Source organism: Streptococcus sp. A69 (assembly GCF_058556195.1).
Window position 1 is genome coordinate 137,287 of record NZ_JBZUJU010000001.1, and the last position, 22,478, is coordinate 159,764.

20 protein-coding genes are annotated in these 22,478 nt (G+C 39.9%); 19 read left to right on the forward strand and 1 reads right to left on the reverse strand.

Annotated elements, in window-relative coordinates; translation table 11 throughout:
• The first annotated feature begins 86 nt into the window (after window positions 1–86).
• From pulA to AC4ME5_RS00730, 8 genes are all read left to right on the forward strand, one after another.
• Window positions 87–2,372, forward strand: coding sequence for a type I pullulanase (gene pulA / locus AC4ME5_RS00695; protein WP_491799363.1), 2,286 nt, complete (start codon window positions 87–89; stop codon window positions 2,370–2,372).
• 197 nt (window positions 2,373–2,569) lie between these two features.
• The gene (locus AC4ME5_RS00700; protein ID WP_491799364.1) at window positions 2,570–3,994 is read left to right on the forward strand and encodes an NADP-dependent glyceraldehyde-3-phosphate dehydrogenase; all 1,425 of its coding nucleotides are present in this window, start codon (window positions 2,570–2,572) and stop codon (window positions 3,992–3,994) included.
• 273 nt (window positions 3,995–4,267) lie between these two features.
• A complete protein-coding gene (gene glgB, locus AC4ME5_RS00705; RefSeq protein WP_021164700.1) occupies window positions 4,268–6,163 on the forward strand; it encodes a 1,4-alpha-glucan branching protein GlgB in 1,896 nt (631 codons plus the stop codon).
• A gap of 158 nt (window positions 6,164–6,321) precedes the next feature.
• Window positions 6,322–7,464 carry a glucose-1-phosphate adenylyltransferase gene (locus AC4ME5_RS00710; RefSeq protein ID WP_000787257.1) on the forward strand — a complete coding sequence of 381 codons (1,143 nt, stop codon included), beginning with the start codon at window positions 6,322–6,324 and terminating at the stop codon, window positions 7,462–7,464.
• Entirely contained in the window at window positions 7,454–8,593 is a 1,140-nt protein-coding gene (glgD, locus tag AC4ME5_RS00715) for a glucose-1-phosphate adenylyltransferase subunit GlgD (protein WP_000687044.1), read from the forward strand. Before AC4ME5_RS00710 ends, glgD begins: the two co-directional genes overlap by 11 nt.
• Window positions 8,590–10,023, forward strand: coding sequence for a glycogen synthase GlgA (gene glgA, locus AC4ME5_RS00720; RefSeq protein ID WP_491799365.1), 1,434 nt, complete (start codon window positions 8,590–8,592; stop codon window positions 10,021–10,023). The genes glgD and glgA overlap by 4 nt, the downstream gene beginning before the upstream one ends.
• Before the next feature lie 61 nt (window positions 10,024–10,084).
• A complete protein-coding gene (gene serB, locus AC4ME5_RS00725) occupies window positions 10,085–10,729 on the forward strand; it encodes a phosphoserine phosphatase SerB (RefSeq protein ID WP_000195502.1) in 645 nt (214 codons plus the stop codon).
• 9 nt (window positions 10,730–10,738) lie between these two features.
• Entirely contained in the window at window positions 10,739–11,854 is a 1,116-nt protein-coding gene (locus AC4ME5_RS00730) for a glycerate kinase (RefSeq protein ID WP_491799366.1), read from the forward strand.
• Here AC4ME5_RS00730 and AC4ME5_RS00735 read toward each other — a convergent pair.
• Window positions 11,851–12,297, reverse strand: a complete 447-nt coding sequence (locus AC4ME5_RS00735) for a DUF1694 domain-containing protein (RefSeq protein WP_000131095.1) — start codon at window positions 12,295–12,297, stop codon at window positions 11,851–11,853. The genes AC4ME5_RS00730 and AC4ME5_RS00735 overlap by 4 nt on opposite strands.
• Window positions 12,298–12,459: 162 nt before the next feature.
• Between AC4ME5_RS00735 and eno the strand changes: the two genes are divergently transcribed.
• The 11 genes from eno (at window position 12,460) to AC4ME5_RS00790 (ending at window position 22,465) form a co-directional block, all read left to right on the forward strand.
• On the forward strand, window positions 12,460–13,764 hold the full coding sequence (eno, locus tag AC4ME5_RS00740) for a surface-displayed alpha-enolase (protein WP_000022823.1): 1,305 nt from the start codon (window positions 12,460–12,462) through the stop codon (window positions 13,762–13,764).
• A gap of 174 nt (window positions 13,765–13,938) precedes the next feature.
• Window positions 13,939–14,433, forward strand: coding sequence for a YkgJ family cysteine cluster protein (locus AC4ME5_RS00745; protein WP_491799367.1), 495 nt, complete (start codon window positions 13,939–13,941; stop codon window positions 14,431–14,433).
• A gap of 201 nt (window positions 14,434–14,634) precedes the next feature.
• Window positions 14,635–15,471, forward strand: a complete 837-nt coding sequence (locus AC4ME5_RS00750) for an AraC family transcriptional regulator (RefSeq protein WP_491799368.1) — start codon at window positions 14,635–14,637, stop codon at window positions 15,469–15,471.
• Between the two features lie 183 nt (window positions 15,472–15,654).
• Window positions 15,655–16,569 carry a YobF C-terminal domain-containing protein gene (locus AC4ME5_RS00755; protein WP_084873124.1) on the forward strand — a complete coding sequence of 305 codons (915 nt, stop codon included), beginning with the start codon at window positions 15,655–15,657 and terminating at the stop codon, window positions 16,567–16,569.
• Between the two features lie 127 nt (window positions 16,570–16,696).
• Entirely contained in the window at window positions 16,697–17,239 is a 543-nt protein-coding gene (locus AC4ME5_RS00760) for a ClbS/DfsB family four-helix bundle protein (protein WP_491799369.1), read from the forward strand.
• A 284-nt stretch (window positions 17,240–17,523) separates the two neighbouring features.
• Window positions 17,524–18,027, forward strand: coding sequence for a hypothetical protein (locus tag AC4ME5_RS00765; RefSeq protein ID WP_084883192.1), 504 nt, complete (start codon window positions 17,524–17,526; stop codon window positions 18,025–18,027).
• A 327-nt stretch (window positions 18,028–18,354) separates the two neighbouring features.
• The gene (locus AC4ME5_RS00770; protein ID WP_001016297.1) at window positions 18,355–19,242 is read left to right on the forward strand and encodes a hypothetical protein; all 888 of its coding nucleotides are present in this window, start codon (window positions 18,355–18,357) and stop codon (window positions 19,240–19,242) included.
• Window positions 19,243–19,302: 60 nt separating this feature from the next.
• Window positions 19,303–19,995: a pyrimidine 5'-nucleotidase PynA gene (gene pynA, locus AC4ME5_RS00775; protein ID WP_491799370.1), complete on the forward strand. Its 693-nt coding sequence runs from the start codon at window positions 19,303–19,305 to the stop codon at window positions 19,993–19,995.
• A 61-nt stretch (window positions 19,996–20,056) separates the two neighbouring features.
• Window positions 20,057–20,710, forward strand: coding sequence for a uracil-DNA glycosylase (locus AC4ME5_RS00780; RefSeq protein ID WP_491799371.1), 654 nt, complete (start codon window positions 20,057–20,059; stop codon window positions 20,708–20,710).
• A gap of 9 nt (window positions 20,711–20,719) precedes the next feature.
• Window positions 20,720–21,184 (forward strand): NUDIX hydrolase, encoded by a 465-nt coding sequence (locus tag AC4ME5_RS00785; protein WP_001135768.1) that lies wholly within the window; start codon window positions 20,720–20,722, stop codon window positions 21,182–21,184.
• Window positions 21,185–21,196: 12 nt separating this feature from the next.
• Window positions 21,197–22,465 carry a dihydroorotase gene (locus tag AC4ME5_RS00790; protein WP_491799372.1) on the forward strand — a complete coding sequence of 423 codons (1,269 nt, stop codon included), beginning with the start codon at window positions 21,197–21,199 and terminating at the stop codon, window positions 22,463–22,465.
• The last annotated feature ends 13 nt before the right edge of the window (window positions 22,466–22,478 follow it).

The following is a 22,478-nucleotide window of genomic DNA, read 5'->3' on the forward strand; positions in this document are numbered from 1 at the left end:
GCTATTCTATATTGTGCTGAATTTCCCGCTAAATTCTTCAGCATGACTTAAAAAATTAAAATTGAAATTAGGAATTAGGAAAAGAAATGTATAGATACCCAGTAGTCATCCATTTTCACCGAAAAAATGGGGATTATGATGCTTGTTCATTCAGTAGAAAACAGGCAGATTTTAAAGAAAATTTGTATTATGAAAATGACTATTTTGGAGCAAAATTCTCCTTTACAGTTACAAGTGCAGAAAGGCTCGATACTCTGACCTTTTCTGTTGAAATAGATGGAAAGGCAAAAGACTATCTCCTACGGTTTAACCATTATCCACTGTTGACTGAGGTTTGGATTTTGGATGGTGATGAGACGGTTTATTATTCTGAAAATCCAGCCATTGCAAGTCCTTGCTATAAAGATCGAAACCCGTTTGCTTTTGATAAAGCCTTTCACAGTGAAAGTTTTGATCACCATTGGGGATACCAAGGAGAGTTGGGTTATAGTATCTCTGACTACCAGACAAGCTTTAAACTCTGGGCTCCAACAGCTACAGCAGTTCAAGTGGTCGTTTATGAAAATACAAGTAACGACGCGCCGATTTGGAAAACCTTTAATCTTGAGCGTGGGAATAGCTATTCATACAGTCATAAGTACAATACCATTGGTGTTTGGAGTGTAGATCTGGATGAAAATCTTGCAGGTAAAGCTTACCGGTATCAGATTGAGTTTCCACACCACCAGACTTTGACACGAGATCCTTACACTATCGCTACAAGTCCTGACGGGAAACGTTCCGTCATTCTCTCTCAGCAAGATAGACAGGTAGAAGGATTCGAAGTTAAACATGGGACAGAGGCTCCTTGGCGTTTGGAAAATCCATGTAAAGCAGTTATCTGTGAAATGCATATTCGTGATTTTACAAAATCACCGACATCTGGAGTTCCAGAAAACCTTCGAGGGACCTTCCTTGGGGCTGCCCAGACTGGAACAGTTAACCAGTATGGTCAAGTAACTGCCTTTGACTATATCAAAGAACTTGGCTGTAATTATGTTCAGCTCCAACCAATCTTTGATCGCCATAAGGAATACGACGAGGACGGGAATGTAACCTATAACTGGGGTTATGACCCTCAAAACTACAATGCGCCAGAACCAAGTTTCTCTAGTAACCCAAATGATCCTGGACAGGTTATTCGAGACCTCAAGACCATGATTCAGGCATATCATGATGCGGGAATCGGTGTCATTATGGATGTCGTTTACAACCATACCTTCTCAACAGTTGATGCACCTTTCCAAACAACTGTTCCTGATTATTACTATCGTATGAATCCAGATGGAACCTTCCAAAACGGCACAGGTGTAGGAAATGAAACCGCAAGCGAACACGAAATGTACCGCAAGTATATGATTGACTCACTCCTTTATTGGGTGAAAGAATACAATATTGACGGTTTCCGTTTCGACTTGATGGGAATTCACGATGTTAAAACCATGCAGGCAATTCGCTGGGCGTTAGATGAAGTTGATCCGCGTATTCTCACCTATGGAGAAGGTTGGGATATGGGGACAGGTCTTGCACCTTATGACAAGGCCAAGAAGGATAATGCCTACCAGATGCCAAATATTGGATTCTTTAATGATGATCAGCGTGATGCCATCAAAGGAGGAGAAGTTTATGGCTCAATCAAGGCAGGATTTGTTAGTGGTGCTGCTACAGAACCGATTGTAGCCAAAGCTATTCTTGGTAGTCGAGAGTTGGGCTCATATCTTAGCCCAAACCAAGTCCTTAACTATGTGGAGGCCCATGATAATTACAACTTGCATGATTTATTGGTGACCCTTCATCCAAATCACAGTTCAGATAAGATTATGCGTCAGGTTGAGACAGCAACAGCGATGAGCATCCTTATGCAAGGCATGTCCTTTATAGAGTTGGGGCAAGAATTTGGTCGCACTAAACTCCTTGCTACTGGAGAAAATGGCGAGCTGACTGAGGCAGATAGAGAACGGGCTATGAACAGCTACAATGCTCCAGATAGTGTCAACCAGGTCAACTGGGATTTAATCAATGAGAGAAAAGAGAGCATTGACTTTATCCGTCAGATTATTCGCCTAAAAACACAGACCAGCGCCTTCTCCTATCCTACATATGAAGAAGTCTATCGCCATGTCTTCGTCCATACAGCTGCTGAAAATAGTGGGTGGATTGTTTACGAAATTCACGGTGGACCAGAGCACTTATTGGTAGTCTTTAATGCGAAGGGGACTTCCTTCTACTTTGAAAATGCAGGAAATCTTGAAATGCTGGTGTCTAATAGTCGTTCTAAAGAATCAAATGTGATTGATGATACCAGTGTCGTAGTCTTAAAAGTACTCTCGTAAATTAATGTTCTGAAAAGGTTTAGATTCACTAGACCTTTTTTGATTTTTATTGAAAAACCAATATCTAATAGGAATAAAATTCAAATAATTTGAATAATCAAGTTTGTGAAAAAAATATCAATATTTTCACAAAAAGGGTTGTAATTTTCTGAAAATTTGATAAAATAAGTTTTAATCATTTTCAGGAGGAAGAGAATTTGACAAATTATCAGAATTTAGTGAATGGAAAATGGAAATCATCAGAGAACGAGATTGCGATCTATTCTCCTATCAATCAAGAAAAACTAGGCACAGTACCAGCTATGAGTCAGGCTGAAGTAGATGAGGCTATGAAAGCTGCGCGTGCAGCTTTCCCTGCATGGCGTGATTTAGCACCAGTTGAGCGTGCAGCCTATTTACATAAGACAGCAGATATTTTGGAACGTGATAAAGAAAAAATTGGTACCATTCTTGCCAAAGAGGTTGCAAAAGGGATTAAAGCAGCCATTGGAGAAGTAGTACGTACAGCAGACTTGATTCGTTTTGCTGCTGAAGAAGGTCTCCGTATTACTGGACAAGCAATGGAAGGTGGCGGTTTTGAAGCTGCAAGTAAGAACAAACTAGCCGTTGTTCGTCGTGAGCCAGTTGGAGTTGTCTTAGCTATCGCGCCATTTAACTACCCAGTCAATCTTTCTGGATCCAAGATTGCTCCGGCTTTGATTGCAGGGAATGTTGTTATGTTTAAGCCACCAACGCAAGGATCTATTTCTGGTCTCTTGCTAGCTAAAGCATTTGACGAAGCCGGAATTCCAGCAGGTGTCTTTAACACCATCACTGGACGTGGTTCTGAGATCGGAGACTACATCATTGAACACAAGGAAGTGAACTTCATTAACTTTACAGGTTCAACACCGATTGGGGAGCGTATCGGTCGTTTAGCTGGTATGCGCCCAGTTATGCTGGAGCTTGGAGGGAAAGATGCAGCAATTGTCTTAGAAGATGCAGATTTAGAAAATGCAGCTAAGCAAATCGTAGGTGGTGCATTTAGCTACTCTGGTCAGCGCTGTACCGCTATCAAACGTGTCTTAGTTGTAGAAAGCGTAGCAGACAAGTTAGCCGAATTGCTCCAGGCTAAAGTCGCTAAGCTAACAGTCGGTGATCCATTTGACAATGCTGATATCACACCTGTTATTGATAACGCTTCAGCTGATTTCATCTGGGACTTGATTGAAGATGCACAAGAAAAAGGTGCTCAGGCTCTTACACCAATCAAGCGTGAAGACAATCTTCTCTGGCCAGTGCTTTTTGACCAAGTTACAAAAGATATGAAAGTGGCATGGGAGGAACCGTTTGGACCTGTTCTACCAATTATTCGTGTCGCAGATGCGAATGAAGCAGTAGCAATTGCCAATGAATCTGAGTTTGGTCTTCAATCCTCTGTCTTTACAAATGACTTTAAGAAGGCATTTGAAATCGCTGAGAAACTTGAAGTGGGAACCGTTCATATTAATAATAAAACACAACGTGGACCAGATAATTTCCCATTCCTTGGTGTAAAAGGTTCTGGTGCAGGAGTACAAGGAATTAAATATAGTATCGAAGCGATGACAAATGTTAAATCCATTGTTTTTGATGTGAAATAATCTATAAAATCAGGAAAATAACTTCCTGGTTTTATTTTTTCAAAAAAATACAGTAGAAAATTGATAAAAAACGAATGTTTTGGTATTATAATAAAAAAATATATGGAAATTGTTTCGTGTTCTATTTCAGGATATATCATTTTTAAAATGCTCGGTAATTTTTTGAAGACTTTCATAAAAAAATATGATTTTCTTCGTAAATTACTTGAAAGTTATCTTAAAAGAGTGTATAATAAAAATATAGAAAACGCTTACAAAGAGAAAGGGGATTGGATGAATAATCAAGAAGCATTAAGAACCTTTACTACAGGTGAAAACTTTCACCTCCAGCATTATTTAGGAGCACATAGAGAGGAGAAAAACGGAGAAATTGGTTATACTTTTAGGGTTTGGGCCCCAAATGCACAAGCAGTTCATCTAGTTGGAGATTTTACTGATTGGGTTGAGAATCAGATTCCCATGGTTCGTAATGAAGCAGGTGTTTGGGAAGTCTTTACGACTCAAGCTCAGGAAGGTCAGATTTATAAATATCATATTACGCGTGCAAATGGTCACCAGATTATGAAGATTGATCCGTTGGCAGTTTATTTTGAAGCTAGACCGGGTACAGGAGCAGTTCTGACCAATATCCGTGAAAAGAAATGGAAAGATGGACTTTGGCTAGCGCGTCGCAAACGTCTGGGATTTTTCGATCGACCGGTTAATATATATGAGGTCCATGCAGGATCTTGGAAGAGAAATCCAGACGGTAGTCCCTATACTTTTTCGCAACTGAAAGACGAGTTGATTCCATACTTAGTTGAGATGAACTATACACATATTGAGTTCATGCCATTAATGGCTCACCCACTTGGCTTGAGCTGGGGCTATCAGCTTATGGGTTACTTTGCATTTGAACATTCCTATGGTACACCTGAGGAATTCCAAGATTTCGTTGAAGAGTGTCATATAAATAATATCGGTGTTATCGTAGACTGGGTTCCAGGTCATTTCACTATTAATGATGATGCCTTGGCATATTATGACGGTACACCAACTTTTGAATACCAAGACCACAACAAGGCTCATAACTATGGTTGGGGTGCGCTGAATTTTGACCTCGGGAAAAATGAGGTCCAGTCTTTCTTGATTTCAAGTATTAAATTTTGGATTGATTTTTACCACTTAGATGGCATTCGGGTAGATGCAGTAAGCAATATGCTTTACCTAGATTATGATAATGCTCCTTGGACTCCAAACAAAGATGGTGGAAACCTTAACTACGAAGGTTATTATTTCCTTCAACGGTTGAACACAGTGATTAAGTTAGCTCATCCAGATATCATGATGATTGCAGAAGAAAGTTCATCAGCGACAAAGATTACTGGTATGAAAGAAATGGGTGGCCTTGGATTTGACTATAAATGGAATATGGGCTGGATGAATGATATTCTCCGTTTCTACGAGGAAGATCCGATTTACCGCAAGTATGACTTTAATCTTGTGACTTTCAGCTTTATGTATGTTTTCAATGAAAACTATCTCCTACCTTTCTCACACGATGAAGTGGTTCATGGCAAAAAGAGTATGATGCATAAGATGTGGGGAGATCGCTACAATCAGTTCGCTGGTCTGCGCAACCTCTACACCTATCAAATTTGTCATCCAGGTAAGAAACTCTTGTTCATGGGTAGTGAGTACGGGCAATTCCTAGAGTGGAAGTCTGAGGAGCAGTTGGAATGGTCTAATCTAGAAGATCCGATGAATGCCAAGATGAAGCATTTCACTTCACAACTAAATCAATTCTATAAAGAGCATCGTTGTCTTTGGGAAATTGATACTAGTTATGATGGTATAGAGATTATCGATGCTGATAATAGAGATCAGAGTGTCCTTTCCTTTATTCGTAAGGGCAAGAAGGACGAAATGTTAGTCTGTGTCTTTAACATGGCACCAGTTGAACGTAAGGACTTTACGATTGGTTTACCTGTTGCAGGTATTTACGAAGAAGTTTGGAATACAGAATTAGAAGAATGGGGAGGTGTGTGGAAAGAACACAATCAAACAGTTCAGACTCAAGAAGGCTTATGGAAAGATTACGAGCAGACTTTGACCTTCACCTTGCCTGCTATGGGAGCAAGCATTTGGAAGATCAAGCGTCGTTTGAAACCAGCTAAGAAAAAAGAATAGCAGGCTGTTGATTACAATTTTTAATATTTTAAAAACGGATGTACTTGTATTGGACTTGAAACACAAGAGAAATGGATTTCCTATTATTTTTATAAAAAGTTTGACTTCCGACCTTCTTTCGATTTTAACGTTCACATGTCTTTATAAAGGAGTAGAAAATGAAGAATGAAATGCTAGCTTTGATCCTTGCGGGTGGGCAAGGAACACGTCTCGGAAAACTCACTCAAAGCATTGCCAAACCGGCGGTGCAATTCGGTGGGCGCTACCGTATCATTGACTTTGCTCTTTCCAACTGTGCAAACTCTGGGATTCATAATGTTGGTGTTATTACGCAGTACCAACCTCTTGCTTTGAACAACCATATTGGGAATGGTTCTAGCTGGGGACTAGATGGTATTAACACAGGTGTTTCTATCCTTCAACCCTACTCTGCGAGTGAGGGAAACCGTTGGTTTGAAGGGACCAGTCACGCTATCTACCAAAATATCGACTACATTGATAGTATTAATCCTGAGTATGTTTTGATCCTTTCTGGTGACCATATCTACAAGATGGACTACGATGATATGCTCCAATCACATAAGGATAACAATGCCAGTCTGACTGTAGCTGTTCTAGACGTACCTCTAAAGGAAGCTAGCCGTTTTGGTATCATGAATACAGATGCCAATAACCGTATCGTTGAATTTGAAGAAAAACCTGCTCAACCTAAGTCTACAAAGGCTTCAATGGGGATTTATATTTTTGATTGGAAACGTCTCCGCAATATGCTTGTTGCTGCTGAAAAGAACAAGGTAGATATGTCAGACTTTGGTAAAAACGTTATTCCAAATTACCTTGAGTCTGGAGAAAGCGTCTATGCTTATGAATTCAAAGGCTACTGGAAAGACGTTGGTACTATCGAGTCTCTATGGGAAGCCAATATGGAATACATTGATCCAAACAACGCTTTGGATAGTCGTGATCGTCAGTGGAAAATCTACTCACGGAACTTGATTTCACCACCAAACTTTATTGGAAAACACGCTCATGTAGAAGATTCTTTAGTTGTGGATGGCTGTCTCGTGGATGGAACTGTTAAGCATTCTATTCTCTCAACAGAAGCGCAAGTACGTGAGGGTGCTGAAGTAGTAGACTCTGTAATCATGAGTGGTGCCATTATCGGAAAAGGTGCAAAAATTAAACGTGCCATTATTGGTGAGGGTGCTGTTATTTCTGAAGGTGTCGAAATTGATGGAACAGACGAAGTACAAGTAGTAGGATACAATGAAGTAGTGGGGGTAGCATCAGATGAAGATTGATAAATATTCAGCCATTTTAGGAAACACAGTTGGTTTTCATGATATGTCAACGTTAACAGAACACCGTCCGGTGGCTAGCTTGCCATTTGGAGCAAAATATCGTTTAATTGATTTCCCTCTTTCTAGCCTTGCAAATGCTGGTGTTCGTAGTGTCTTTGGAATTTTCCAACAAGACAATATCAGTTCAGTCTTTGACCACATTCGTTCAGGACGTGAGTGGGGCTTATCTACCCTTCTCAGCCACTACTATCTAGGTATTTATAATACGAGTGTTGAAAGTAGCACAGTTGGGAAAGAATATTACCAACAGCTTCTCACTTATTTGAAACGTTCAGGATCAAATCAGACGGTTGCACTTAACTGTGATATCGTGGTGAATATTGACCTCAATCAAGTATTCCATTTACATACTACTGCCGGTCGTCCGATTACAGTTGTTTATAAGAAATTACCTAAAAAGGATATTTCAGATGTTAATGCCATCTTGGAAGTGGATGAAACAGACCATGTTCTTTCTCATAAACTTTTTGATGCCAAATCAACAGATGAACTTTTCAACATGTCTACAGATATATTCGTCGTTGATACTCCGTGGTTGATTGAACGACTTGAAGAAGAAGTTCAAAAAGAATATCCAGAAAAATTACGCTATGTACTCCGCGATTTAGCTGTAAAAGAAGGTGCTTTTGCTTACGAATACACGGGCTATCTAGCCAATATTCACTCCGTTCAATCCTATTATCAAGCCAATATTGATATGTTGGAGTCTCAAAAATTCTACTCTCTCTTCTCACCTAACCAAAAGATTTATACCAAGGTTAAGAATGAAGAACCAACCTACTATGCGAATACTTCAAAAGTAAGTACTTCTCAGTTTGCTTCTGGTAGTATCATTGAGGGTGAAGTAGTTCAGTCAGTCCTATCTCGTAACATTTATGTTCACAAAGATAGTGTGGTGAAGGACAGCATTTTATTCCCTCGTGTTGTGATTGGTCAAGGTGCCCAAGTTGAATATGCTATCTTGGACAAAGGCGTTGAAGTTGCGGACGGTGTTGTCATTCGAGGAACGGCAGAACATCCAGTTGTAGTTAAGAAGGGTGAAACAGTAACAGAGGACATTTATTCATGAAAATTTTATTTGTAGCGGCAGAAGGAGCACCCTTTTCAAAAACAGGTGGTTTGGGCGATGTCATTGGCGCACTTCCTAAATCACTTGTAAAAGCAGGACACGAAGTTGCAGTTTTCTTGCCTTATTATGATATGGTAGAAGCTAAGTTCGGTGACCAGATAGAGGATGTTCTCCACTTTGAAGTCAGTGTAGGATGGCGTAGACAGTACTGTGGTATTAAGAAAACGGTCTTGAATGGCGTTACTTTCTACTTCATTGATAATCAGTATTATTTCTTCCGTGGCCATGTGTACGGTGATTTTGACGATGGTGAACGCTTTGCCTTTTTCCAACTGGCTGCTCTTGAAGCCATGGAGCGCATTGACTTTATCCCTGACCTTCTCCATGTTCATGATTACCACACAGCCATGATTCCCTTCTTGTTAAAAGAAAAGTACCATTGGATTCAGGCATATCAAGGAATCAGAACAGTTTTAACCATTCACAATTTGGAATTTCAAGGTCAATTTTCTGAAGGAATGTTGTGGGATTTGTTCGGTGTTGGGTTTGAACGCTATGCTGATGGCACCCTTCGCTGGAATGATTGCCTTAACTGGATGAAAGCAGGAATTCTCTACGCAGATCGTGTCACAACCGTTTCCCCTAGCTATGCACATGAGATTATGACCAGTCAGTTTGGTTGCGGTTTGGATCAGATTCTTCGCATGGAGTCAGGTAAGGTTTCAGGTATAGTTAATGGTATTGACGCCGATCTTTATAATCCTCAAACAGACCCACTTTTAGACTATCATTTTGATAAAGAAGATTTGTCTGGAAAAGCTCAAAACAAAGCAAAATTACAAGAGAGAGTTGGGTTGCCTGTGAGAGCAGATGTTCCGCTAGTTGGGATTGTCTCTCGTTTGACCCGCCAAAAAGGTTTTGATGTCGTTGTAGAAAGCTTGCATCGTTTCTTACAGGAGGACGTTCAAATAGTCCTTTTAGGAACAGGTGACCCGGCTTTTGAACATTCCTTCTCTTGGTTTGCTCAAGTCTATCCTGACAAGCTATCAGCAAATATCACTTTTGACGTCAAGCTCGCTCAAGAAATCTACGCAGCTTGTGATCTCTTCCTCATGCCAAGTCGTTTTGAACCATGTGGCTTGTCACAAATGATGGCTATGCGTTATGGAACACTACCATTGGTTCATGAAGTGGGTGGACTAAGAGATACAGTTCAATCCTTCAATCCGATCGAAGGAACTGGTACTGGATTTAGCTTCGACAATTTAACACCATACTGGCTTAACTGGAGTTTTCAAACAGCGTTGGATGTTTATAAGTACCAGCCGGACGTTTGGAAAAATCTACAAAAACAAGCTATGGAATGTGATTTCTCATGGGATACAGCCTGCAAATCTTACCTGGACTTGTACCATAGTTTAGTCAACTAATAGATAAAATCGTATGATTCTTTCATACGATTTTTGGGCTGTTTAGAAAAGAGGAGAAGTGATGACTCAAGTAATGGGGCTCTGTGTCATGGATGTTGATGGCACCCTGATAGCAGAGGAAGTGATTGATCTTTTAGGAAGAGAAGCAGGTTGCGAAGCCGAAATTTCGCAAATTACAAGTCAGGCAATGCGAGGTGAACTGGATTTTAAAACAAGTTTAAGAGCAAGAGTGGCTTTGTTAAAAGGTCTTCCAATTTCGGTCTTTGATACTGTCTTCAAATCCATTCACCTGTCCAAGAATGCTCAAGAATTTATCTCCATTCTTCAAAAGAAGGGCATCCTCGTCGGTCTAGTGTCTGGTGGCTTTACACCAATAGTTGAGAGATTGGCAGAATCCCTTGGTATCTCCTATTTCTCTGCTAACCAGTTGGAAGTCAAAGACGGTTTTTTAACAGGAAAATTAGTTGGTGAAATTGTGACAGGTCAAGTAAAAAATGCTACTCTTGAGAAATGGAGAAAGGAATTAGAACTACCCAAAGAAAGAACGATTGCTATCGGTGATGGTGCCAATGACCTCTTGATGTTAAAGACAGCAGGCCACGGTATAGCCTTTTGTGCCAAAGAAGTCGTAAAAGCAGAGATAGCTTGTCATGTAGATACGAGGGATTTTTTGGAAGTTCTTCCTTTGATTGATTTCTTAGAATGAGAGGGAACTATGAAAATTGTAATTGCACCCGATTCTTTTAAGGAAAGTTTGACAGCAGAAGAAGTCGCCCAAACTATGAAAAAAGGCTTCGAACAGTCAATAGCGGATGTAGAATGTCTGCTCTGTCCTGTTGGTGATGGTGGGGAAGGAACTGTAGATGCTATTCGCCATTCTCTTGAACTCGAAGAAAAATGGCAAGAGGTGACGGGGCCTTTTGGGCTAAAAGAATCAATGCGCTACTTTCAAAGAGATCAAATAGCGCTCTTCGAAGTTGCTGACTTGGTTGGTCTTGGAAAGATTCCGCGTGAGAAACGAAACCCTCTCCACATCCAAACCAGAGGAATTGGAGAGCTGATTCACCATCTCATTGATCAAGGAATGAAAGAAATCTATATCGGAGTTGGTGGTACGGCTAGTAATGACGGTGGGATAGGCATTGCTGCTGGTTTAGGTTATCGTTTTTATGATAAGAATGGAAAAGAATTACCAGCTTGTGGTCAGACTTTGCTTGAGTTCGAGTCAGTTTCAGATAGCGAGTTGTATAGAATTCCTGAAGATGTGAAAATTCGCATTTTAGCGGATGTCGTGAGCCCTCTATGTGGTCATCAAGGGGCAACCTATACATTTGGCAAGCAAAAGGGCTTGGATCCTGCTTTATTTGAGATAGTAGATCTGGCTATGCAGCGGTTCTATGAAAAATTATCGCCTTCTACCCTATTTCTTAAAGGAGCAGGGGCAGGTGGGGGTATTGCTGCTGGGCTATGTGCTTTTGCTGAGGCCTGTATCGTATCTGGGATTGATACTTGCTTGGATTTGATAGACTTTGACAAGAAAGTTTCAGATGCCGACTTGGTTATTGTTGGAGAGGGCAGACTGGATAGTCAAAGCTTCGCTGGGAAAGCTCCTATCGGTGTAGCAAAAAGAACCCCTAACAGAGTTCCAGTTATTGCTATTTGTGGTAGTCTTGCTGACGATTTGCCTCCCCTACCATTTGAAAATATACAAGCAGCATTTTCCATTTTAGAGAAATGTGAACCTTTAGAGAATAGTTTGAAGAATGCAAGTCTCTATTTGGAGCACACAGCTACTAATATCGGTCATTTATTAAATATGAGGAAGGATTAACCTAACCATTTTTTCCAGATTGATTTTTTAGGAGTTTCTGTCTTTTTCTCCTCCCAGAGATTCGAGAATGCAAGTCTAAGGTCTTTTTCATCTACTTGAACAGGTTCGTTCGTGTGAATGACAAGGCCGAAAGGAGAGGTGATATGATCATCTGAAACAATAGTCGCCTGGCAGTTGCTTTCCTTTGCTTGTTTTAAGTAAAAGACTTGTTTGTCAAACTCGATATTTGGTGAGATTTTCACAAAAAGTTCCTCTACCTTTTCTTGAAAACCATCTAAAATAGAGAAAAATCCATGTTCTAATTCAGGACTATTGGCAGTACTGATATCCGCGTATCCAAGAACTCTTTCCTCGAAAGTACCGAGGTAGCGGCGTTGTTCGTCAGGGTTTAATTTCGGCCCACCATGAGCTTTTTCTAGTAGTTGTTTTGATAAATCTGTCATAAAAACAGTATATCACAAAAATCGCATGAAAACAGACAAAAGAAAGCGATTACTTTATAAAGTTAAGGAAAATTTGCACAAAGATAACGTTTTTCCTTGAAAAACGCTTATTTTTAAGGTATCATAGAGGTGTAAAAAATTTAACTCAAAGGAGAGTAAAAAATGTCAATTATTACTGATGTTTACGCTCGCGAAGTCCTAGACTCACGCGGTAACCCAACACTTGAAGTAGAAGTTTATACTGAATCAGGTGCTTTCGGACGTGGTATGGTTCCATCAGGAGCTTCTACTGGTGAACACGAAGCAGTTGAACTTCGCGACGGTGACAAATCTCGTTACGGTGGTCTTGGTACACAAAAAGCTGTTGACAACGTAAACAACATCATCGCTGAAGCTATCATCGGCTACGATGTACGTGACCAACAAGCTATCGACCGTGCTATGATCGCACTTGACGGTACTCCTAACAAAGGTAAATTGGGTGCAAACGCAATTCTTGGTGTGTCTATCGCTGTAGCTCGTGCTGCTGCTGACTACCTTGAAATCCCACTTTACAGCTACCTTGGTGGATTCAACACTAAAGTTCTTCCAACTCCAATGATGAACATTATCAACGGTGGTTCTCACTCTGACGCTCCAATCGCTTTCCAAGAATTCATGATCGTACCTGCTGGTGCACCAACATTCAAAGAAGCTCTTCGTTGGGGTGCTGAAATCTTCCACGCTCTTAAGAAAATCCTTAAATCACGTGGTTTGGAAACAGCCGTAGGTGACGAAGGTGGATTCGCTCCTCGTTTCGAAGGAACTGAAGACGGTGTTGAAACTATCCTTGCTGCAATCGAAGCTGCTGGATATGTTCCAGGTAAAGATGTCTTTATCGGATTTGACTGTGCATCATCAGAATTCTATGATGAAGAACGTAAAGTTTACGACTACACTAAATTTGAAGGTGAAGGCGCTGCTGTACGTACTGCTGCAGAACAAATCGACTACCTTGAAGAATTGGTAAACAAATACCCAATCATCACTATCGAAGATGGTATGGATGAAAACGACTGGGACGGTTGGAAAGCTCTTACTGAACGTCTTGGCGGTAAAGTTCAATTGGTTGGTGACGACTTCTTCGTAACAAACACTTCTTACCTTGAAAAAGGTATTGCAGAAGGTGCTGCTAACTCAATCCTTATCAAAGTTAACCAAATCGGTACTCTTACTGAAACATTCGACGCTATCGAAATGGCGAAAGAAGCTGGTTACACTGCCGTTGTATCACACCGTTCAGGTGAAACTGAAGATTCAACAATCGCTGACATCGCAGTTGCAACTAACGCAGGACAAATCAAGACTGGTTCACTTTCACGTACAGACCGTATCGCTAAATACAACCAATTGCTTCGTATCGAAGACCAACTTGGTGAAGTAGCTGAATACCGTGGATTGAAATCATTCTACAACTTGAAAAAATAAAATAGTTCAGTGAACTATTTTATCCCGAATCTTGAAATTCAAAAGTTCGGTCGTTGATCTAACAACTTTTTTGGCCCCTCGGATTTTATCCGAAGGGCTTTTTGTATATAAAGGCAAAAAATAGAAAATAGTTTATGGTATAATAGACAAAAACACTTGTATTAGGAAGAAATTATGTCTAAAGAGATTGATATTGAGTATTACCACCAGCTAGCCTTGCAAAAGCAGAAGGAGCATCGTAAAGTGTTAGCTAATCTAAAGAAAAAGCCACCAAAGAATCTAGATAAGATAGCTCAGGAGATCCACCAAGAAGTTTTTGCTGAGATAGATTGTACTGCCTGTGCTAACTGTTGCAAGACTTTGGGACCAGACTTTAAAGAGGCAGACATCACCCGTATTGCTAAGTACTTTAAGATGAAATTACCGGCTTTTGAAGCGGAATTTCTGCAGGTGGATGAAGATGGAGATAAGGTTTTCAAATCCATGCCCTGCCCCTTTCTAGAAGGAGACAATCTCTGCTCAATCTACGACGTTCGTCCCAAGGCCTGTCGTGAGTTCCCCCATACAGACCGGAAAAAGATCCATCAAATTAATCATTTGACGATTAAGAATACCTTGACCTGCCCAGCAGCCTATCTCTTTGTTGAGAAATTAAAAGATAAGTTATAGAATTTACACCTTTAAATCTTGTACAAAGATTCTAGGGTGGAAGTATCCTGTATTTGTTAGAATATAGATAGAATTGAACATGGCATAAAGCTATGTAAAAAAGAAAAAATTACCTAGAATCAGAAGAACCAGCGTTAATTTTCCTATTTTCACTTTGCTTTTAACGACCTTTGTATCTTGTGGAGGTAAGAAAAGAAGAATATGATGCATCAATTCAATCAAACCATGGATTATTTGGAGCAGCAACTGACTGGAGAAGTGGATATGAAAAGATTTCAGCAGCTATCGGGCTATTCTTACCCTCTCTTTAGCAGGCTATTTTCTATCCTGGCAGATATGACTTTAGCAGAATACTTGCGCAATCGCAGGCTGTCAGAAGCTGTGACAGACTTGCGGGAAGGCTCTGAGAAGGTCATTGACATAGCGATGAAATACGGCTATGAGTCTCCGGATGCCTTCAGCGCAGCCTTTAAGAAATTCCATGGTTCAACCCCCTCAGAAGTTAGGAATGGAAAACCTTATCGGGTTTTTCCTAGACTTCAATTATCCTTAAAGATTACAGGAGGAAAGAATATGGATATCAAAATTCAAAAGAAACCTGCTTTTACCGTGGCAGGCGTCCTATTGGAAGCTATTGACAATAGCAAATGCCCGTCTGCTTGGGAGCATCTCTATGCCCATCACAGCTTTGAAAGCCTAGAAAGTTTAGGCAGTGGCCAATCCTTTGGTGTCTGCTCGGAAGTCAAAGAAGGTGAAATCATCAACTACATGGCAGCTTATGATGTGACGGATAAAACTAAAGCAGAAGAACTAGGTCTGTCAATCAAAGACATCCCAGCAGCTGAATATGCTATCGTCCCAGTCAAAGGTCCTATACCAGCTAGCATTCACAATGCTTGGAAGTATGTTTTGGAAGTCTTTTCCCCCGAAACTGGCTATCGCCACTCAGGTGCACCAGACTTTGAAGTCTATACCGAAGGTGACATGTCGTCACCAGACTATCAAATGGAACTCTGGATACCAGTGATCAAGAACTAGAACATTTTCTGATTTTTTATAAAGATGCAAATCGAACTCTGTAGAAAGAATCTCTACAGAGTTTTTTATTGTTGACATTCATGCCCTTAAATTAAACATACCATATTTTTTGTTTGGATTTTATGGGGCATGAGAATAGTTTTCTCGGTATAATAGTCCCATAGAAGATAAGGAGGCAGGAATATGCAGATGTATTTTGGAGATGTGTCACTTTGCTATAGCTATTCATTGGCAATGGCACTGGATGCCTATGGTTATGACTATAAAGCAGAGTTTTTAGAGGCAATCATGGCGATGGGAAATGGCGCTAGTATCGTAAAGGAAGATGACCAGCACCCTCTAGTATTTTTTGATAACGGAATGCCAGATCTTTCTATCTCTCATTCTTTAAAAATACTAGGATTTGACTATGAGGACTTCTATCTAAAAGGTGGAGCAGAAGTTGATTTGGAAGAAATTAAAAGAAAGTTGGAAACCTTTCTGTTCAATGGACCTGTCGTACTGGGACCTCTTGATATGGGCCATCTGACTTACAACCCCAATCACACAATCCTTTATGGCGTGGATCACTTCGTAACCGTGTATGACATTGATGATCAGTATCTCTATTTGCATGATCCAGCTGGTTTTGCCTGTATGAAGGTTGCTTTTAATGACATATTAGAAGCTTGGAAGGCGGAGGCTATTGACTATAAGCGTGGAGCATACTCCATGTGGGGGAATTTTAAGCGGCTCAAGACTCCTAGTCAGACTGAAATCTATCAGGAAACAGCAAAGATTATGAAGAACCGATATCTGAATGGCCAAAACGATATTTTGGAATGCTATGCAAAAGCAGTTGTTGAAAACGGCTTAAATACCGAGCAAAAACAATTGCATCAGTATTTCAGCTTTAAACTTGCAGCTGTTCGAAATCTCTATCTCAGTAAATTTTTAAAAGATCATGATCCAGAAGGGGCAAGATTAAAAGAGGAATTGGCTACATTATTTGGCCAAGCCCACCTTTCATGTTTGAAAGAAGATTATCAAGAACTAGCCCACTTGCTCTATCAGATAGCAGAAGTAGATGGTCGCTTTAGAGATTTATATGTAAACTAGTGACTATAAGCATAAAAAAACTAGTTAGTAAAAGCAGCTTTTCGTAAAATGAAGAACTGCTTTTTGATTATGGTATAATGAAGTGAGGAAATATCTTATTCTACTTGAAAATGAAGGGAGAACGCCTATGCCTAGACCGAGAACGAAAGAGGAATTAGTGTTAGCCTCTAAGGAAAACTACGAAAAACTTAATCTCCTAATTTCTCAGTTAAGTGAAGAGGAGCTACAGACTTCTTTTGATTTTTCAAAAGACCAAAAGAAAAAAGAAGCTCACTGGAATAGAGATAAAAATCTACGGGATGTCCTGATCCATCTCTATGAATGGCATCAGTTACTTTTGAATTGGGTAGATTCTAATCAAAAGGGTCATGAAAGACCTTTTCTCCCCGAGCCTTATAATTGGAAAACTTATGGGGAAATGAATGTCGCTATTTGGAAGAAGCACCAGAAAACGTCTTTAGAAGAAGCGACTAGACTACTAGAGCAATCGCACGAAGAGGTTTTAGAGTTGATAGAAGGCTTCAGTAATGACGAATTGTTCACAAAAGGTATCTATAAATGGACGGGTGGGACAAGTCTAAGCTCCTACTTTGTGAGTGCCACTTCCAGTCACTATGATTGGGCTCTGAAAAAACTCAAAGCTCATCAGAAAAATTGTAAGACTAGCTAGTTGAAGTGCTATTGAAATTCACCAAAGGTTCTTCTAATCTTCGAATAGCTTGGTGCTCGTAATTTTAGAGCTATTCTAGCTTTAGAATCCTTCTAAAATTAAAATTTAGGGTTGTCATAAACTTAGAATAGCACCAAAACATTTATATCAATGTAATTCTAAGTTTAGAATTACATAGATATTTATGAAGTCGAGCTGTTCGACGCTTAGATTGCCTTGATTCTGAGAAATGTTGACTAGAAAATGGAACAAATGACTTTTTTCTGATATAGGATGATAGATAGATGGGGGAGATGATGAGCATACAAAAAGAGAAAGTTAGAAAAGAGTTGGTGTCCCTCTGCTTGGGAGAGCTTGCAGCCGTTCTATCCTTTTGGTTGTGTTTTTTCCTTTTGAAAAATAGGCTTGGTGATTGGAGGAGTCTAGTCTCTATTCTCTATCCGTTGTCTCTGCTGACATTTATTTTGCTTCAAGGTTCAATCTATTGGGCAATTTTGATTAGAAGACTGTCGAATCCTCAGTTCGGAAGTGGAAATGTCCCTAGAATATATGGTGGGCTCAGAATACTAGACCTTATTTTACTTATTTCAGGCTTTCCTTTTATTATCTGGAATACCCAGAGTATCCTAGGGCCTATCTTAGCTACGTTGATACAGCTTTTTGCCTTTATCGAATGGGTTAATTATTTCCTCGTACGCCTATCTTATAGTTTGAATCCACTTGTTTTATGGAAACGAATTACCAAGGGAAAACTTGAAAAGAGCAGAATAGCCAAGGAGTTGGGGTAGGGGAGTGTAGTATTTAAGATTTTGAATCCTTTAAATCAATTCAGATAACGATAACTGCATATTTACAGTATGAAGAAATCATAACAGATTTCAATGAAAAACTATAGCATACATTTGTAGAGTAAATCGCCATCACGGTTGAAAAAAACGCAATCTTTACTTTAAAAAGTGGGCAAGAAATAGAACTATGATTTCTTGCCCACTTTTTCTATTGTTTACGGATAAATAGGATATTAGTAAATATTTTTTATTATGGTATAATATGTCTAAATCTAATAAATTAATGAAGGGAAATTTATTAACGTTAGAAGGATAAGTGAAGTAAATATGAACCATAATTTAAGTGCAAAATTAGGACTATTTTCCTTTGTAGAAGCTAACAATGTTATTATTCTAAAACCTAGTGAATTAAAAGATGCTAAAATCCCAAGCAATCACCATCTCTACATGATAATTGGTATTACCAGGACTTTAATCTCAGGTTGCAAATATACTGATAGTCCTAATCCAGATCTGCTTGTAGAAGTAGAAACTAATAGTGGAGACAAAATTGAACTTACGATAGAAATACCGGAAGTTATTCGCAGTTTAGAAGTAAGCAGCGATAAGCGAAAATTATATATAAATGATGAGGAGTTTTTGATTTCAGATTTATTATTTAAAGTGAATAGACAAGTATTGGGTGAGATATTGTATATTGGGCAAGCAAAAGGTAATAAAGAATCTAGAAATACCGGAAAACGATTGATTAACCATGAAACTCTTCAAAAAATATTAGCTGATATAATTGATTCTAAGTTAGATTTCGACATACGCTTAATAAGTTTTTCTGTTAAGGAAGATTTGATGTGGACTAACCTTACTACAGAAAGCACCTCAAATGCTGAATTATCTGATATTTATGACATATCAAGTCATAGTTTTCAGATTAAAATACAAGAGTCTGATTTTATTAACTTAGTTGAAGCCAAACTTATTAATTATTTTAAACCTGCTTATAATGATAGATTTACACAGGGTAAAGTACCTTCAAACAAACATACTTCTTATAGGCAATATTTAATACTTTTCAATGATATGTCAATAAACTTATACAAGCTTTCTAAATTCGTATTTAAGAAAAATGGTCAATTCTTTTTTCCTCAAAAAGATATAATAAAATATGCTATCAATGAAACGGAATATATAGATTTAATTGATAGATATATCGTATAATATTAAAAGAAATTTTAAAGATTAAAAACAGTGCATCCCCTAGAAAGGAAAACTCTCAAATTGCCCTACAAATTTCTACTCTTCGACCTCGACCACACCTTGCTTGATTTTGATGCTGCTGAGGATGTGGCTTTGACGCAACTTCTAAAGGAAGAAGGAGTTGCGGATTTTCAACCCTATAAAGACTATTACATTCCTATGAACAAGGCTCTCTGGAAAGACTTGGAGCAAAAGAAAATCAGTAAACAAGAACTGGTTAACACGCGCTTTTCTCGTTTATTTGCTCATTTTGGACTGGAGAAAGAAGGTAGTTTTCTTGCCCAGCGTTACCAATTTTATCTCGCTCAACAGGGACAAACTTTTTCAGGTGCTCACGAACTCTTGGACAGTCTCATCGAACGAGATTATGACTTGTATGCTGCGACAAATGGGATTACTGCCATCCAGACAGGACGTCTGGCTCAATCTGGTCTGGCTCCCTATTTCAACCAAGTTTTTATCTCCGAACAGTTACAAACACAAAAACCTGATGCACTATTCTATGAAAAAATCGGTCAGCAGATTGCAGGATTTAGCAAAGAAAAGACGCTGATGATTGGAGATTCCTTAACGGCTGATATTCAAGGTGGCAATAATGCTGGTATCGATACTATCTGGTACAATCCCCATCATCTCGAAAATTACACACAAGCCCAGCCGACCTATGAAGTTCATTCTTACCAAGACTTGCTGGATTGTTTGGATAAACTGTAAAAAGTGGTTTAGATAGCCACTTTTTGCTATAATAGAAGCAGTAAAAACGAAGGAGTTGGCGATGCAACACTCATCTTGGCATGCTTTGATTAAGGAGCAATTACCTGAGGGTTATTTCGGGAAAATCAATCAGTTTATGGATCAGGTCTATGCTCAGGGAACTGTTTATCCACCTAAGGAAAAGGTTTTTCAGGCTCTCTTGACTACTCCTCTGGAAGAGGTTAAGGTGGTGATTCTAGGGCAAGACCCTTATCACGGGCCAGGTCAAGCTCAGGGCTTGAGTTTTTCTGTACCTGACTCTATCCCAGCTCCGCCATCCTTGCAAAATATCTTGAAAGAATTGTCAGATGATATCGGGGTTAAGAAATCCCATGATTTGACGGCTTGGGCTGAGCAAGGTGTCTTACTTCTCAATGCTTGTTTGACCGTTCCTGCTGGGCAGGCCAATGGTCATGCTGGACAGATATGGGAGCCCTTTACAGATGCTGTGATTCGGGTTGTCAATAATCTAGACAGACCTGTAGTCTTTGTACTCTGGGGCGCTTATGCACGCAAGAAGAAGGTCTTGGTTACCAATCCTCACCACTTGATTATCGAATCAGCCCATCCTAGTCCTTTATCTGTTTTCAGAGGATTTTGGGGTTCTAAGCCTTTTTCCAAGGCCAATACATTTTTAAAAGAGACAGGACAAGAGCCAATCGATTGGCTTAGATAAGGAGAGAATATGCCTCAATTAGCGACGATTTGCTACATTGATAACGGAAAAGAACTGCTTATGCTGCATCGCAATAAGAAGCCGAATGATGTCCATGAAGGCAAATGGATTGGTGTGGGTGGTAAGTTAGAGCGAGGGGAGACCCCTCAGGAATGCGCAGCGCGTGAAATCCTCGAAGAAACAGGCCTCAAAGCCAAGCCAGTTCTAAAAGGTGTTATCACTTTTCCAGAGTTCACGCCAGATTTAGACTGGTACACCTATGTTTTTAAGGTGACAGAGTTTGAGGGTGACTTGATTGACTGCAATGAGGGGACGCTGGAATGGGTTCCCTATGATGAAGTCTTGAGCAAGCCGACTTGGGAAGGCGATCACACCTTTGTTGAGTGGCTTTTAGAGGACAAACCCTTCTTTTCAGCCAAGTTTGTTTATGATGGGGATAAATTGTTGGATACCCAAGTTGATTTTTATGAATAAAGGAGAAAGCAGATGCTACTAATCAAAAATGGTCGTGTAATGGATCCCAAGTCTGGTCTGGATCAAGTCTGTGATGTTTTGGTTGAAGATGGAAAGATTATCAAAATTGCCCCTGAAATCAAGGAAGAAGGAGCAGAGCTAATTGATGCTACTGGTCTTGTAGTTGCGCCTGGACTAGTTGATATTCATGTTCATTTCCGTGAACCTGGTCAGACCCACAAGGAGGACATCCATACTGGGGCACTAGCGGCTGCTGCAGGTGGTTTTACAACGGTTGTCATGATGGCTAATACCAATCCAACCATCTCAGACGTAGAGACTTTGCAAGAAGTTCTCCAGTCTGCTGCCAAGGAAAAGATTAATATCAAGACAGTTGCGACCATTACTAAGAACTTTAATGGCCAAGACTTGACTGACTTTAAGGCACTCTTAGAAGCTGGTGCGGTTGGTTTCTCAGATGATGGTATTCCACTCGAAAGCAGCAGGGTTCTCAAAGAAGCCTTGGAAACTGCTAAAAAACTTGGCACCTTTGTTTGTCTACACGAGGAAGATCCCGGCTTGAACGGTATTCTTGGCTTTAATGAAAACATCGCTAAAGACCACTTCAAGATCTGTGGTGCGACAGGGGTAGCAGAATACGCTATGATTGCGCGTGATGTCATGATTGCCTATGCAACTAAGGCCCATGTTCACATCCAGCATTTGTCTAAGGAAGAAAGTGTCAAGGTAGTGGAATTCGCTCAAGGTTTGGGAGCGCAAGTCACAGCAGAAGTGGCACCACAACATTTTTCTAAGACAGAAGCTCTTCTTTTAACTCAAGGGAGCAATGCCAAAATGAATCCTCCGCTTCGTTTGGAGTCAGACCGCCGTGCCGTTATCGAAGGTCTCAAGTCAGGTGTTATCACAGTTATCGCAACGGACCACGCGCCTCACCATGCAGATGAGAAAAATGTAGAAGATATCACCAAAGCGCCATCTGGTATGACCGGTTTGGAAACCTCTCTTTCTCTTGGTTTAACTTATTTGGTGGAAGCTGGTGAGCTAAGCTTGATGGAATTGCTTGAAAAAATGACTGTTAATCCAGCCAAACTTTACAACTTTGAAGCTGGTTACTTGGCTGAAAATGGTCCAGCGGACATCACTATCTTTGATGATAAGGCTGATCGTACTGTTGGTCCAAACTTCGCTTCGAAATCAGCTAATTCTCCATTTATCGGGGAAACTTTAAAAGGGCAGGTTAAATATACTATCTGTAAGGGACAAATCGTCTACCAAAACTAGATGGGATTCTGCT

Excerpts from the sequence above, each read along its gene's own strand:
- pulA (WP_491799363.1), top strand. The coding sequence starts at position 87 with ATGTATAGATACCCAGTAGTCATCCATTTTCACCGAAAAAATGGGGAT.
- glgB (WP_021164700.1), top strand. The coding sequence starts at position 4,268 with ATGAATAATCAAGAAGCATTAAGAACCTTTACTACAGGTGAAAACTTT.
- AC4ME5_RS00710 (WP_000787257.1), top strand. The coding sequence starts at position 6,322 with ATGAAGAATGAAATGCTAGCTTTGATCCTTGCGGGTGGGCAAGGAACA.
- glgD (WP_000687044.1), top strand. The coding sequence starts at position 7,454 with ATGAAGATTGATAAATATTCAGCCATTTTAGGAAACACAGTTGGTTTT.
- glgA (WP_491799365.1), top strand. The coding sequence starts at position 8,590 with ATGAAAATTTTATTTGTAGCGGCAGAAGGAGCACCCTTTTCAAAAACA.
- serB (WP_000195502.1), top strand. The coding sequence starts at position 10,085 with ATGACTCAAGTAATGGGGCTCTGTGTCATGGATGTTGATGGCACCCTG.
- AC4ME5_RS00730 (WP_491799366.1), top strand. The coding sequence starts at position 10,739 with ATGAAAATTGTAATTGCACCCGATTCTTTTAAGGAAAGTTTGACAGCA.
- AC4ME5_RS00735 (WP_000131095.1), bottom strand. The coding sequence starts at position 12,297 with ATGACAGATTTATCAAAACAACTACTAGAAAAAGCTCATGGTGGGCCG.
- eno (WP_000022823.1), top strand. The coding sequence starts at position 12,460 with ATGTCAATTATTACTGATGTTTACGCTCGCGAAGTCCTAGACTCACGC.
- AC4ME5_RS00745 (WP_491799367.1), top strand. The coding sequence starts at position 13,939 with ATGTCTAAAGAGATTGATATTGAGTATTACCACCAGCTAGCCTTGCAA.
- AC4ME5_RS00750 (WP_491799368.1), top strand. The coding sequence starts at position 14,635 with ATGATGCATCAATTCAATCAAACCATGGATTATTTGGAGCAGCAACTG.
- AC4ME5_RS00755 (WP_084873124.1), top strand. The coding sequence starts at position 15,655 with ATGCAGATGTATTTTGGAGATGTGTCACTTTGCTATAGCTATTCATTG.
- AC4ME5_RS00760 (WP_491799369.1), top strand. The coding sequence starts at position 16,697 with ATGCCTAGACCGAGAACGAAAGAGGAATTAGTGTTAGCCTCTAAGGAA.
- AC4ME5_RS00765 (WP_084883192.1), top strand. The coding sequence starts at position 17,524 with ATGGGGGAGATGATGAGCATACAAAAAGAGAAAGTTAGAAAAGAGTTG.
- AC4ME5_RS00770 (WP_001016297.1), top strand. The coding sequence starts at position 18,355 with ATGAACCATAATTTAAGTGCAAAATTAGGACTATTTTCCTTTGTAGAA.
- AC4ME5_RS00780 (WP_491799371.1), top strand. The coding sequence starts at position 20,057 with ATGCAACACTCATCTTGGCATGCTTTGATTAAGGAGCAATTACCTGAG.
- AC4ME5_RS00785 (WP_001135768.1), top strand. The coding sequence starts at position 20,720 with ATGCCTCAATTAGCGACGATTTGCTACATTGATAACGGAAAAGAACTG.
- AC4ME5_RS00790 (WP_491799372.1), top strand. The coding sequence starts at position 21,197 with ATGCTACTAATCAAAAATGGTCGTGTAATGGATCCCAAGTCTGGTCTG.